The organism is Corynebacterium sp. NML120713, from assembly GCF_001875735.1.
Taxonomy (GTDB): domain Bacteria; phylum Actinomycetota; class Actinomycetes; order Mycobacteriales; family Mycobacteriaceae; genus Corynebacterium; species Corynebacterium pseudogenitalium.
The window spans coordinates 70,107-82,886 of record NZ_MLCR01000013.1; the positions used below are offsets into that span (position 1 = coordinate 70,107).

Below are 12,780 nucleotides of genomic sequence, written 5' to 3' on the forward strand. Positions count from 1 at the left end.
CCTAATAAAAATTAGGTAAGCGTAGCCTTATGGAAGGGTGTTGTTGTGGTAGTGGATCAGGAGCCTGTAACCGAGCTCATACCAGTCGTCTCAGAGGTGCCTCGAGGGCGGTTCGCGCCGTGGGAGCGTGCACTGGCAGCTGTGATTGCTGGGATTGTGGTCTTTGGTGTGAGCGCCGGAAATGTGTGGGTAAGCTCCTTGGCCTGCTTGGGGTTAATTGTGCTAGTTCTTGCGCTAGCAGCGCTGCCGTCGCGACGTAGTTATCAGGCAGCACCACGCGGAGATCGTCGCTCCGGCCTTCTCGTTGGGGTGGTATGGGCTGGGGTGATTGCAGTCTCACTGATGGTGTTGTTTGCGGTGCCTGAGAGCTACACCCTTACCGGGGGCGTGCTTGCCGCCTTTGTGGCGGCAAGTGCCGTGTGGGGTGTGCTTGTGTATCTCGACAGCAGTGACGCCAAGTGTCGAGGGCTAGTCGAGTCGTGATGTGAGCTCCTGGAACACCGCTTCATTCAGCGTGAAGACGTGCTTTGCTGTCTCGATGAGTTGGGCGCGTTCGTCGTCGCTCAGTTGCATGGCGTCCAGGGATGCTTTGTATTGCGCACGATATGGCGGGATTTTCCCAATCGCGGAAAAGTCGTAGAAGTTGAGGGCGTTATCGCCGAGGTTGTATTCGCTGCGAAATACCCGGGCAAGCGCCTGACCACCAGCGATGTCGCCGAGGTAGCGAACGTAGTGGTGTGCTATCACCTCGGGGCCGTTGTTGGGGGTGAGTGCGTTGAGTTCGGCAACGTAGCGTGACGTTGCCTCGAGTGGGTGATGGTGATTTTGCCAATCCGCGCCGAGTAGCGCTGTGAGGTCGGCGGAGATTGCGTCTACCCGCTCAAGTCTCGGGTCGGCGATCTGGGCTACGGCATGGTGAGTGGCTGTGCGGCGCACCGCGGCTTCGAGTGCGGAATAGATGTGGAAGTACTGCACGGTGAGCTCGGCGACGGCTGTTGCGCTGAGCTGACCTCCGCTGAGGTTAGACATGAAGCGGGAGGTCTCGGCACTTGCGTGTGCGGCTGTGGTCTGCTCCTTCAGGGCGACGGACAGTGGCATCTGTGCAGGGGCGATGAGGGTCATCGGTGACTCCGATCGTGTGTAGGTGGGGAGCGAGCGCTCCAAGCTGACGCACCAATAGTAAGGCAAGGCTTACCTAAAGAAAATCGCCCAAAAGTTTAGGATTTATGCCTTGTATTTATTGCTCGTTTTATAACCGCGTGGCGTGGAAACAGTTTTGTCTCCGGGGATCCAGAATCGCCAGGGGGCATCAGCATTCTTCGAGATGCCAATACGGGGGCCACAAACCCACTCCGGGGGAGCGGTAGGTGCGGTCAAAGAGACGGATTTATGGTTGTCGGTGAGTTCAAACCCCAACGCTTCGCCCAGGTTTCCGGGACCACGCGCCAGGTTGTCTTCTTCGATGGGAAGGCGGTCGGGTTTTTGGCGGCGTCGATAGGCGATGTCGTGGCCTTCGATGACCCTGCCTCCGCGCAGTAGGCATCCCTGGCCGATGCCCTCCGGTGCGCACACAATGTTGACGTTGTGGTGAATGCCGTACGCAAGGTAGACGTAGAAGTGTCCTGGAGGGCCGAACATCGCAGCGTTTCGTGCCGTTTTGCCGCGATAGGTGTGCGCGGCGGCGTCTTCCTCGCCGAGGTATGCCTCGACCTCGGTCAATACGATGCTGACCCCGCCATGAGTGAGTGTGCACCCGAGTAGTTTGGGCGCGACGATGTTTGCGGGGCGGGAAAAGTCAATCATGGCCCCACCCTAACGAGAGTTCCCCAATGGTGGTTGAACGAAAGGGGGAAACACCACATGAAGTGTGGCTGGAGTTTGTTTTGTTATTTTTTTGCGTACGGTGAACACAGGAACGCTTTTCTACACGCCACTTAGTCTAAGGAGCATCATGGCAGGCAAGCGCAACTGGGCAGCAACAGCGTCGATCGCGGCAGCGTTGGGGGTAGGAACTGTTGCAGCTGTGGATCTGACTCAGAAGAAACACTCCATTCGAAGAATTTACCCAGTCTTGGGGCGTGCGCGGTGGGCACTCGAGAAGATTCGACCGGAGCTTCAGCAGTACTTTATTGAGCGTGACTGGGACGGCCGCCCATTCGACCGCCGCACTCGTAGTCTCATTTACTCGCGCGCGAAAGGGCAGACTTCGACCACTGCGTTCGGTACGCAAGAAAACGTCTACGAGCAGGGACACCGCTCCCTGGTGCATTCGATGCGCCCCGTAGATATGCCTGCCGAGCCGCCGCGCGTGCTGATTGGAGGTCCACAGTGCTCCCAGCCGTACAGTGCAGCATTGCTGAACATCTCCGCTATGAGCTTCGGCTCGTTGTCTGGGCGCGCCGTCGAAGCGATGAACAAGGGAGCCAAGATGGGCGGGTTCTACCAGGACACCGGTGAAGGCGGTCTGTCCCCGCACCACGAAAAGTACGGCGGTGACCTGGTGTGGGAAATCGGCACCGGGTACTTCGGCGCACGCACCCCGATGGGGGGATTTGATGCAGATACCTTCGCAGAGAAGGCAAAGCGGCCGCAGGTGAAGATGACGCTGCTCAAGCTCTCACAGGGAGCGAAGCCTGGTTTGGGCGGTGAGCTGCCAGCCGCGAAGGCGACGAAGGAAGTTGCTGAAATTCGCGGGATCGAGGAGGGGAAGGCGTTCACGTCCCCAGGTGCGCACTCTGAATTTGATACCCCAATCGGCCTCCTGCACTTCATCGACCAGATGCGTACCCTCTCCGGGGGGAAGCCGGTTGGATTCAAACTGTGCATAGGCTCTCGTCGGGAATTCCTCTCGGTGTGCAAGGCCATGCTCGAGACTGGCATTCTGCCTGACTTCATCGTGGTCGACGGTTCCGAGGGCGGTACTGGCTCGGCGCCGAAGGAGTTTGAGGACCACGTGGGCCTGCCACTCACAGAGGGCCTGACGTTCGTGAATAATGCGCTGGTGGGCTGCGGCCTTCGCGACAAGATCAAGATCGGCGCTGCCGGCAAGATCGCCGCCGGCAACGACTTGGTGCGTCGCATGGTGCAGGGCGCGGACTTCCTGCTGAGCGCCCGCGCGATGATGATGGCCGTCGGCTGTGTGCAGGCAATGGAGTGCCACCTCGGTACGTGCCCGGCTGGTGTCGCGACGCAAGACCCGTGGCGTGAGCGTGGCCTGGATGTCGAGGACAAATCAATGCGCGTGATGCGGTACCAGAAGGCCACCGTTTCGTCAGCGCTGCGCCTCATGGCCGCGATGGGAGTGCAAGATCCGAAGGACCTGCGCCCTGAGATGATTCGCTGCAACGACGACTACGGGAAACCCCAGACGTACCGCGAGCGCTACGAGTGGCTTCGTGACGGTCAGCTAGTCGACGGCGACGTCCCAGAGAACTGGCGCGAGGACTGGGAATCTGCGAACGCGGAGTCGTTTCTAGCGAAAGGGAAGTAGCGCTTCGCTTCGGCGCGGAAAATTTGCCACAATAGGGGCATGACCCTAGATGAATCACAACGTGCGAAGGAACTGGCCGAGCTTGAGGAGCGCCTCGAGCTCGGTCGTAAGCACCACGAAGAACTCATGGCGCAGATGAAGGCGAAGGTCCAGGAGTTCGAAGAGCGCCAAGCTGAGCTTGAGAGAGCTATTGCGGAGCGCAAGTCCGCAAAGTAAGCGCTATTGCTCACTGAGCCATGCAGCAAGTCGATGCACTGCTGCACGCTCAGCGTTGGTTCCGATGACCTCGTCCGCCACCGTCTTAAGGTCCGGGTGGGCGTTGCCCATCGCAACCGCTGTTCCAGCCGCCTGGAGCATCGTGTAATCGTTCAGGAAATCACCGATCGCGGCAGTTGCTTCCTGAGGCACGCCCAAGGCGTCCGCGATCGCCAGCAGCGCCTTGCCCTTGTCTGCCGCTGGGCTCATGATGTCGATCCAGTGCTGGCCACTTACTACGTGGTCCAGTCCAGGCGCGTGCGCCTGCACCCACGCCAGCGCGTCACGCTCTGCATCACCGTCCACGTAGAGCGCGACTTTCACGGGTTGTTCGAAGGGGACGTCGACAAGCGAATCCACGTTTGTGTTGGCGTGATAGTACTTTGCAATCTCCTGCTCGACTTCCTTAGATGCACCGCGCAGCGAGTAGGACTGCTCGGGAGTGCACAGCACCGCCGACGCTGAAAACGGCGCTGTTTCAAACGCGCGTAGAAACTCGCGCACCGGCTGCTCCGGCATGGCAGTCACGTCGATTATGCGGCCGTCATGGAAGACAACGGAACCGTTCTCCGCGATGAACGTGTGAGGCTGATGAGTGGTGAACATGTCACGAAGCGTCGCGAGCTGGCGTCCCGATGCCGGCGTGACCAGGACTTCGCGGTCGTCGGCAAGGCGAAGGAGCTCCCAGAAGGCGTCGGGAATGCGCCCGTGTTCGTCGAGCAGGGTGCCGTCCATGTCGAGGGCGATGATCTTCGGGCAAGGCATAGATTCGTTTCCTCCAATGCGTTGATGTACGTGCACAGGGTACCGAAGGTAGTTTCGCGCCAGCTTGTCGACGCCACGTTGGACAAATACCGCCATCCAGCACCGGGGGTGTGTTTTGGGGGTGGGGTGCGGGTTTACTTGGCGTTGCACTACAAAGCCCACCTAAGGCGACTGATGTAACCATATCTCGCGGTGCGGTTGGTTTAGCTGGAGTATTTGTAACAAAGATGGACCAATACACGCTACGATAATTCCTGTATTGGGGGTACGGCAGCTGTGTCATGTACCCCCAAGGCAAACGTTTCCCAATTGTTCAATTACCGCATGAAGAGGATGACTGTGTCTACGCCTACGAATACAACGCACCAACAGGACTGGAATCACAAGCTGACCCTGGCCCAGGAAATGCTTCCGCTCATCAGCCAGCTTCACCGTGAAAACAACGTTGTCACCTCGATTTTTGGCCGACTGCTGGTAGGTGTGACGGACATCGACATTATTAAGGCGCACCGGTACGCGCGTCGCATTGTGGAGAAGGAGCTTCCGCTCGAGGACACGTTGCCGGTGCTTCGTGAGCTTGTTCAGATGAACCTCGGCACGGCATCGATTGACCTTGGCCGTCTTGCCAGCGACTACAAGAAGTCCGGCGCGAGCGATCTGCGGGCATACTTGAACGAGGCGCTTGCCGACGTCGTAGATACGGACTCGGAGCTCGAGCCACGCGATGTTGTGCTGTATGGTTTCGGTCGCATCGGCCGCTTGTTGGCCCGCATTCTGATTGCTCGTGAGGCGATGTACGGGGGAGCGCGCCTGCGCGCCGTCGTCGTGCGGAAGAAGGGTGACGACGACATCGTCAAGCGTGCATCGTTGCTTCGCCGCGACTCGGTGCACGGTCCATTTGACGGCACTATCACTGTGGATCACGAGAAGGAAGTCATCTGGGCCAACGGGACGCCGATCCAGATGATCTACGCGAACGACCCGGCATCCATCGATTACACCGAGTACGGCATCAACGATGCGATCGTCGTTGATAACACCGGTGTCTGGCGCGATGAGGCTGGGCTGAGCCAGCACCTGAAGTCCAAGGGTGTCTCCCGCGTTCTGCTGACCGCTCCAGGTAAGGGCGATATTAAGAACATCGTCTACGGCATCAACCATGCTGACATTGCGGACGGCGACCAGATCCTGTCCGCGGCTTCATGCACCACGAACGGTATTACGCCGGTGCTGAAGGTCATCAACGATCGCTACGGTGTGGTGCACGGCCACGTTGAGACAGTGCACTCCTACACGAACGACCAGAACCTGGCTGACAACTTCCACAAGGGGGACCGCCGCGGTCGCGCTGCTGGTCTCAACATGGTGCTGACGGAAACAGGTGCTGCAAAGGCTGTGTCGAAGGCGCTTCCCGAGTTCGAGGGCAAGCTGACCGGCAACGCGATCCGCGTTCCAACGCCTGACGTTTCCATGGCGGTGCTCAACCTCGAGCTCGAAACCGAGACGACAAAGGATGAGGTCAATAACTTCCTCCGTAAGGTCTCGACGGATTCTAACCTGCGCCAGCAGATTGACTACATCCAATCGCCTGAGGTTGTCTCGACAGATTTGCTCGGTACCACGCACGCTGGTGTCGTTGACGGGTTGGCGACGATTTCGGCCGGCAAGCACCTCGTGCTCTACGTCTGGTACGACAATGAGTATGGCTACTCCCACCAGGTAGTGCGAGTTGTTGAGGAGATCGCGGGTGTTCGCCCGCGCATTTACCCCGCACGGACCGTTCCGGAGGATCTGAAGTAGTCATTTCTTTCCATGCCCCAGGCTGCACATGGCAGTTCCTGGGGCATGATGAGTTATTGGGGGGTGTACGTTTTTGCGCTGGGAGTTCGCAAATTGACGTTCATACACTAAGTTAGAAGCGTACGTCTTTCGGTATGGGTGATTCGAAGAAGTGTAAGGCAGAGGCAATAGTGCGTCGAGGTAAGTGTAAAACCGGGCTCGCGGTCGCAACGGCGACTTCAATCATGCTTGTGTCCGCAGGTATTGCTCCAACATATGCCCATGCCGAACAAGATTCTCCGGAAGTGATCGACGAAGTTGCCGTCGATACTTCAAACTCGCTGGGGTTTGAGGAACTTCCGGAAGGGAAAGCGAAGCGCTCGTACCTCTTCCTCGATACCGATGGTTCACCGCTGCAGGACACCGAGGTACGGTTCGTGAGCCAGGACGGGAAGACTTCGCACGTTGCGCGCACCAACGAGAATGGTGCAGTTGCGTTTATCGTCGACCCAGGTTCGTACCGCTACCAAATCTATGGCGGAAAGGACCCGGAGAAACCACGCTTTATTTCGGGTTGGATCACCGTCAAAGAAGACACGTTTATCATCACCTCGCTGAAGCTGCCTGCTGAGCAAACCATTTTCTATACGTGGCCGAAGATTGACTTGAAGCCAGGTGAGCGCAAAGTGGTCATGCCAAACGAGGAGAATGAGACCGGTACCGAGTTTGAAAAGATCGGTGGGACTCCTGAATGGGTGACTGTCTACCGTGACGGCACGGTGGAGGTTGCACCACTCGAAACGACGAAGGCCGGTGTGTACACCGTCAAGATTCGCGCTTCGAATGCACCTGACTTTGCCGTCAGGATTGAGTTGCAGGAATCAGCTAGTGGCGCTGATCGGTACGCCTTCAAGTACCCAACTAGCTACGTTCGTCCCGGTTCTGTCGGTTCAAGCATCACACCGAGCTTGACGCTGCGTAAAGACGGCTACGACTTCATTAACCAGCCGGTGCCTCGTGGGACGACGTTTGAGACTTCATACCCAGAAGCTACGATCGATAAGAACACCGGCGAGGTCAAGTACGTCGCTTCGAGGGGTACCAAGGTCGGGGAGACCGTCAAAATTCCGGTGACCGTGACGATGCCCGACGGCAGCCAGCTGAAGACGGACGCCGCTTTTGAGGTGATTCCGCCACTGCTCAAGACAGTAACGGACATCTCCTATGATGACGCCCGCGTGGCGCCAGGTGGAAAGTTCGTTGCAGATCTCAACTCCCGCGAACCGCTGCCCGTTGGCACCGAGTTCCGTTGGGACGCTAGAAAGAACGCTGACCTCCGCGGATGGAACGTCGCCGTCGACAGTGCCACGGGGGTCGTCGAGGCTGTGGTTCCCGAAGGCGTCGAGGATAAGGATTACAACTTACACATCCTGGCCAGCTACACGGATGGGTCAAGGGAGTACGTAACACTGCCTGTGCACATCGTGAACCAACTCAGCCCGGAGGAACTCGAGGCACACAAGCTGCGCTATGCACAGCAAATCGTGACCCCTGGTAAGGCGTTCACCGCTGAACCAGAGGGCGATCCTGTCTACGGCAGCGTGTTCTCCATCGAAAACGACGGTGGCATTCCGATCACCATTGACCGCGCGACAGGCCGCGTCACTGCAAAGATTCCGGCAGATACCGAGGCAGACAGCACCTACACCGCGAAGCTGCGCGTTGACTTCCCCGGTGGGCACCAAATCATCGAGTTGAAGGCAACTGCTAACTCGTTAGCTAGGAAGAACACAGTCGACTACGCTGTGCAAGAGGGCTTTGCCAAGCCGAAAGATCAGTTCTCTGGTGTGCACTACGGGCTGCCAAAGAGCTACAAGAACCAGGACGCGAACGTCGATATCAACCCGGAAACGGGCGAGGTGCGAGCTACGGTGCCACGTAGTCAGAAGCCAAAAGAGATTAACGTTCCTGTTGTTGTGACGTGGGAAGATGGCTCACAGCAGCTGATCGACCTACACGTTGTGCCTAAGCAAACAGCGACGCAAAAGGAGCTGAACTGGGAGCGCGTGTGGTGGATCGTGCCGTTCATGATCGCCGCTGAGGGCCTTGGTGTCTTACTCTTCTGGTTGTGGGACAGTAATAAGCATGTTCCGCCGTTTAATGCGGTGACGCATGCGTTGAAGAACGCCGGATTTAACGTTTCGGGATAAAGGACGAGAAAAGTGAAGATGAAACGAGCTCTTGCTATCGCGCTGTGCGCAGGCCTTGCCTTCGGTGGGGTGCAGCCCATCGCTGAGGCTGGCGTTCAAAAGATTCCCGGCGGCGTCTGGATCGAGAACGATTCGAAGACTGAAGGCTTTGCTATCTCGGACCTGGCGTACGGGTCGAAGCTGACCACGACGTTCCAGAACCCGCAGTCGGTCGGCGGTTTGCTCGAAAGCAGCCTGCAGACTGTCCTGACCGTCGACGGGCGACAGGTGGCGTTCCTCCCGACTGAGACGAAGTCTGACGTTGAAGAAAACGAGATCGGTTACAAGGTCATCCTGACGCACTACGATGCGAACACTGAAATCGAGATCACGCGCACGATTGAGATCGGCACAAATTCGATGGACGTGACGGTCGAGGCTACGAACAAGTCGAAGCGTGACCGCAAGATTGACATTGAGATGTTCTCTGCCGTGCCAAAGTATGCGCAGTATCAAGGTACCTACAGAGGCGGAAGGTTTAACTTCGGTCCTGCCGAAAAACCTGGCTACGATGTTTCGGTGAACTTCCGTGGTGCTGACGTCTCAAAGGCGGCGGGGCACGCGATCGAGTCTGGCGAAGCTAGCCGGGTGGGTGAAGTTGCCGAAGACGGCGCCGGCTACCAGTACGCGGCGTGGAACAAGGAACTACCAGTTCAGGGGACGGCGTCGGTTACCGCGAACATCTTCATCCAGACGCAGCCCACGGCGAAGGACACTGACCAGGATGGGCTGCCGGATGCGTGGGAGAAGGTGGGGTTCACTGCTGCTGACGGGACCCAGCTTCCACTCGACAGGTGGGGGGCGAAAGTAGGACAGAAAGATCTGTTCCTGCAGTTGAACTGGATGAAGTCTGAGTGGGAGACGCTGAACTGCAACGAGGTGAATAAGTTCGGCGCGAACATCCAAGACTTTGAGAAGTTTGCGAAGTGCGCTGAGGCGAACGCGAACGTGTACCGGCCCTCCCGTGAGTCCCTGATGGAGCTGGAGGATAAGTTCGCTGCGCACGGGATTCGTCTCCATATCGATGCTGGTGACCTCTACACCTCCATCCCTAACTACGAGAACAGGCACGGTGGCCCAACGGAGGACTTCACCCCGCTGTACTTCGCGGATGGTATGTCGAAGCGAGACAAGCTAGGGCAAAAGCGCCAGGAGCTGCTCGGTACTCGTGAGTCGGTGTTCCGCGTCGGCATTATCGGCGACCAGATGGAGAAAGGCGACTGGTCGACGGGTACCGGCCTGGTCAACGACTCTGCGTTTTACGTGTCTTACCACGAGAACGTGACCAACCAAGAACAGCTGCGAAACACCATCCTGCACGAGTTCGGCCACAACCTAGGCCTGACCCACAATGGCGCACTGTCGACGAACCCGGTGGATACCGAGGCGTATTTGCCGACGTACAAGTCGGTCATGAACTACCTCTACCAGTGGTCGCACTTCGACTACTCCGACCAGGCCTATGAATCGGTCCCCAAGACCGACAAGAGGTACCCGAAGGAGAAGTGTGAACAGGACGGCGTCGTCTGCTACGAGGGCGAATACTCTGTACCAGCGGACTGGGACAACCTGAACCTCAAGGGCAAATACATTGGCTCAGGTGAAGGCACCGTTGGCACCGACGACATTCCGGAGCCAAGCCACAATATTTCTGCTCGCGAGCTAGAAATCATTGCTGCAGATCAGAACCCTGGAAAGGCCGGTTTCCGTCTGGCCGGTGGTGAAGATGCGGCGGTGGTGACGAACCGTTCAACCGACGTACTGACTGGTGAGATCCGCAACCTCGGTCTGGATCTGCACAAGTTCACGGTGTACGCCAAATACCCGACGATCACGGGTGCGGAGCCAATCGAAGTCACTGTTCCTGGCCAGATTAACGCCAGCGGTGCGGAACCTTCTGCACGTGTTGAAATCCCGATCAAGAATGCAACCTCGCTGCGGGACTCGACGATGCCGCTTGAGATCCGCATCGTTAACGCCGAAGGCGACGAGGTATTCAAGGAGGAGTACCAGGTTTCCGTTCTTGACTACACGGCGGAAGAGATGGAGCGCATCCGCAAGGAGATCGAGAAGGATCCAACCGCTAGTGACCGCCTGAAGGAATCTGCGCGCCGGATTCTGGACCCGAAGGCTGGGCGTCAGGCGCCAGAAGAGCCGGACCGTATTCCTTTGGCGACGCCAACGCCACAGCAGCCGCAGACCGATCCAGGTGTGAACACGGCTGGTCAATCGAACAAGTCGTCCGCGTCCGACAACGTGGGGATGATCGTCGGCATTATCGCTGCAGTTGGCGGTGTGTTGGCGGCAGTCTACGCTGCGGCGTGGGCATCAGGTCTTCTGAAGTTCTAAGCCTCTCTCTACAAAGGCCCCGTGGGAATTCTCCCTCGGGGTCTTTCTCTATTTGTGCTGCATAGCGACTTCCAAGCGTGAGTTAGCGCACAGCAAGTTGTAAGTTCGACGTGGCGAACTTTAAGGTTAGTGAGGTACACTTTAGTTCGAAAGGAAGCACTTCATGTCACGCACATCCAGGATCCTCACTGCATGCGCGCTTGCCTTGGGCGTAGGGCTCGCAGGCTGCTCGTCTACCGAGGACAACCAGGCGACACAGGACGGCATCAACGCCGACGGTGCGCTGCAGGTCTACGCAACCACGGGTTACCTCGCGGATGCCATCGCCAACATTGCGCCTGAGGCGGAGGTCACCACGATGGTTGGCCCGGGCGGGGACCCGCACACCTACCAGCCCTCAACGAAGGACATCGACAAGATTCAGTCCTCCGATGTGGTGTTCTGGAACGGCCTGCACCTCGAAGCTCAGATGATCAAGCAGCTGGAGAGCCTCGGGGACCGCCAGCTGGCAGTAGGAGACAAGCTGCCGAACAATCTGCTGCTTGACTGGCCAGAAACCGATGCTGAGGGCAACCCTCTGCATGACCCGCACGTATGGAACAGTCCAGAGGCGTGGAGCCTGGTTGTCGGCGAGGTCGCAAACAAGCTTGCAGAGGTCGACCCTTCGAAGTCCGATGAGTACCACGAGAACGCCGCGAAATACCAGGCGGAAATCGCGGATGCGAACGAAAAGGCTGCAACCATGCTGGCGAACATCACTGGGCCACGCATCTTGATCACCGGCCACGATGCCTTCAACTACTTCGGCAAGACCTACGGGTTGGATGTGTACGCGACGGACTTTGTTTCCACAGAGGCGAAGCTGTCGGCGTCGGAACTTTCGGACCTTGCGGATCTCATCGCGGACAACAAGGTGCCGACGATCTTCCAGGACAATCAGGCGAACCCGCAGGCGATTAAGAGCCTGCAGGAGGCTGTGCACGCCCGCGGGTGGGATGTCGCCATTTCTGACGAGGAGCTCTTCGCCGACACCCTCGGCCCCACCGCGCCAACGGATACCTACATCGGGGCGTTCCTGCATAACGCTGAAGCAGTTGCTGCAGCGCTCGGGGGCAAGTAACCCATGACTACGCAGACGTTTGCGTGCGCGACGCATAATCTTTCCGTTGCCTACCACCTCGATCCGGTCCTGGAACAGGTGAATGTGCGGTTCCCCGAGGGCGCCATCATGGGGATCGTCGGGCCGAATGGTGCCGGCAAGTCAACACTGATCAAGGCGATGCTGGGGCTTATCCCGACGCTGACCGGGGAGACCGAGTTCTTCGGCCAGCCGCTCAAGGCAGTGCGCCACCGCGTGGGGTACATGCCACAACACGCGAGCGTCGACTGGGACTTTCCTACGACGGTGCTCGACGTGGTGACGATGGGTACGTACGGGAAGCTGGGCTGGTTCCGCAGGGCGGGGAAGCGCGAACGCGCCGCCGCATACGAAGCCTTGGAACGCGTAGGGATGCAGGATTTCGCTGGCCGCCAGATCGGCGCACTCTCAGGCGGGCAGCGCCAGCGCGTCTTTCTCGCACGCGGGCTAGTACAGGACCCGGACTTGTTCTTCCTCGACGAGCCGTTTCAAGGCATTGACGCGAAAAGTGAGGCGACAATTATCGACGTGCTCCGCACCATGCGCGAGAATGGCACAACAATCGTGATGGTGCACCACGACCTTTCGACAGTGCCGACGTACTGCGATGCGGTGACGCTGCTGGATAAGACAGTGATTGCATCGGGGCCAGTCTCCTCCACGTTTACGCCGGAAACGATTGCGCAGGCGTACGGGTTAGGCGCGGACTCGATGAGATTGTTGGGTGTGCTGTGATGGGGACGTCGATAAGCCTT

Annotated in this window: 11 protein-coding genes; 8 read left to right on the forward strand and 3 right to left on the reverse strand. The window is 58.3% G+C overall.

Annotated features, from left to right (window positions below; translation table 11 throughout):
* Positions 1–51: 51 nt before the first annotated feature.
* Complete coding sequence (locus tag BJP06_RS06650; RefSeq protein WP_143110578.1) at positions 52–483, forward strand: hypothetical protein; 432 nt, start codon at positions 52–54, stop codon at positions 481–483.
* On the opposite strand, the gene BJP06_RS06655 is transcribed toward BJP06_RS06650, so the two are convergent.
* Positions 469–1,122, reverse strand: coding sequence for a heme oxygenase (biliverdin-producing) (locus tag BJP06_RS06655; protein WP_070976152.1), 654 nt, complete (start codon positions 1,120–1,122; stop codon positions 469–471). The two genes, BJP06_RS06650 and BJP06_RS06655, sit on opposite strands and share 15 nt — an antisense overlap.
* Before the next feature lie 102 nt (positions 1,123–1,224).
* Positions 1,225–1,803, reverse strand: a complete 579-nt coding sequence (locus tag BJP06_RS06660) for a DNA-3-methyladenine glycosylase (RefSeq protein ID WP_071573290.1) — start codon at positions 1,801–1,803, stop codon at positions 1,225–1,227.
* Positions 1,804–1,951: 148 nt separating this feature from the next.
* On the opposite strand from BJP06_RS06660, the gene BJP06_RS06665 reads away from it, so the two are divergent.
* Positions 1,952–3,490, forward strand: a complete 1,539-nt coding sequence (locus tag BJP06_RS06665) for an FMN-binding glutamate synthase family protein (RefSeq protein ID WP_071573291.1) — start codon at positions 1,952–1,954, stop codon at positions 3,488–3,490.
* A 39-nt stretch (positions 3,491–3,529) separates the two neighbouring features.
* Complete coding sequence (locus BJP06_RS12120) at positions 3,530–3,706, forward strand: hypothetical protein (protein WP_168156190.1); 177 nt, start codon at positions 3,530–3,532, stop codon at positions 3,704–3,706.
* 3 nt (positions 3,707–3,709) lie between these two features.
* Here the strand turns inward: BJP06_RS12120 and BJP06_RS06670 are convergent, their stop codons facing one another.
* Positions 3,710–4,510, reverse strand: a complete 801-nt coding sequence (locus BJP06_RS06670; RefSeq protein WP_071573292.1) for an HAD family hydrolase — start codon at positions 4,508–4,510, stop codon at positions 3,710–3,712.
* 333 nt (positions 4,511–4,843) lie between these two features.
* On the opposite strand from BJP06_RS06670, the gene BJP06_RS06675 reads away from it, so the two are divergent.
* From BJP06_RS06675 to BJP06_RS06695, 5 genes are all read left to right on the forward strand, one after another.
* Positions 4,844–6,310, forward strand: a complete 1,467-nt coding sequence (locus tag BJP06_RS06675; protein WP_070479355.1) for a glyceraldehyde-3-phosphate dehydrogenase — start codon at positions 4,844–4,846, stop codon at positions 6,308–6,310.
* 230 nt (positions 6,311–6,540) lie between these two features.
* Positions 6,541–8,499, forward strand: a complete 1,959-nt coding sequence (locus BJP06_RS06680; protein WP_143110579.1) for a Rib/alpha-like domain-containing protein — start codon at positions 6,541–6,543, stop codon at positions 8,497–8,499.
* A 12-nt stretch (positions 8,500–8,511) separates the two neighbouring features.
* A complete protein-coding gene (locus BJP06_RS06685) occupies positions 8,512–10,887 on the forward strand; it encodes a hypothetical protein (protein WP_071573294.1) in 2,376 nt (791 codons plus the stop codon).
* Positions 10,888–11,050: 163 nt separating this feature from the next.
* Entirely contained in the window at positions 11,051–12,007 is a 957-nt protein-coding gene (locus tag BJP06_RS06690) for a metal ABC transporter substrate-binding protein (RefSeq protein WP_070362790.1), read from the forward strand.
* 3 nt (positions 12,008–12,010) lie between these two features.
* Complete coding sequence (locus BJP06_RS06695) at positions 12,011–12,760, forward strand: metal ABC transporter ATP-binding protein (RefSeq protein ID WP_070362789.1); 750 nt, start codon at positions 12,011–12,013, stop codon at positions 12,758–12,760.
* Positions 12,761–12,780 lie beyond the last annotated feature (20 nt).